Annotated in this window: 1 pseudogene; it reads left to right on the forward strand. The window is 30.5% G+C overall.

Features of this window, described 5'->3' with window-relative positions:
• Positions 1–268: 268 nt before the first annotated feature.
• Positions 269–925, forward strand: a pseudogene (locus CKF58_RS08245) (trimeric intracellular cation channel family protein); the annotation flags it as partial.
• Between the last annotated feature and the right edge of the window lie 231 nt (positions 926–1,156).

Below are 1,156 nucleotides of genomic sequence, written 5' to 3' on the forward strand. Positions count from 1 at the left end.
AAATTCCATAAAAATGAAATGCCTTTAGTATACAAGTCGCTCATATTTTATAGACTGACAAACCAATTTGTTAAAGTAATTAGAAGGAATCTTTTTACATAAAAAAACTAAAATGGCTTTGTCATTATGCGTTTTGGGAGTTTAGGTTATAATAATCATATGTTAGCTTTTAACCTGTAAAAGATTAAATGTTATAAGTATACTCACCTATGAAAAGAATTCAGTAAAAGCTAGTTAACAATTATTAAATAAGAGTTTATTGTCTTAAATGTTATTAGAGATTTTAAATTTAATTGGTGTCATTGCTTGTGCTGTGACAGGAGCTTTGGCTGCAGGACGAGTAAAAATGGATTACTTTGGTGTAATTATGATTTCTATGGTAACTGCTTTAGGTGGAGGTACCGTACGTAATGTTGTATTGAATATCTATCCTTTACCTTGGGTGGCAGAACCTTATCTATTATTTGTCGTAACAGCTTGCTCTTTTGTGACGATTCTACTTGCTCGTTATATGTATTATCTAAAGACGATTTTCCTCATTTTAGATGCGATTGGCTTGGTAGCTTTTACTCTACTTGGAGCGCAAGCTGCTCTTGAGGCTGGTTATAATTTAATTTTAGCTTGTGTGGCAGGAGTATGCACAGGATCTTTTGGAGGGGTCATTCGTGATTTGTTATGTAATCGCATACCTTTAGCATTTAAGGCAGAGTTATATGCAAGTATTGCTTTTATAACTACACTTTTATATGGGGGATTACTCGAGTTAGGTTTAAGTATTAATATAGCTGTAATTGTTGCAGTTATTTTTGGTATTAGTACTCGTTTATTTGCAATAAAATTTAATCTTTCTTTACCTGTTTTTGATTATGAAGAAGAAAGATATAGTCAGGTAGGAGGGTTAGAAAAAAGCTTAGAAAAATTAACTCGTCGTGATAAAAGTCGTATGAAAAATACTAATACTATTGATATTAAAGCAAGATCCAAGAATAATGATAATAAGCTGCAAATAAAAGATCAAAATATTGTAGTTGATGTTGAGTCTAAGAAAAAATAACATCTTATCCAAGATAACAAACATTAAAATGTTGTTTATGGGTGTATGTAAAAGTTGATGATATCTTTTTATAAAATGTAGGATATCCTTATAGTATATACA

Origin of the sequence: Psittacicella hinzii, assembly GCF_003585935.1 — a bacterium.
Taxonomy (GTDB): Bacteria; Pseudomonadota; Gammaproteobacteria; order Enterobacterales; family Psittacicellaceae; genus Psittacicella; species Psittacicella hinzii.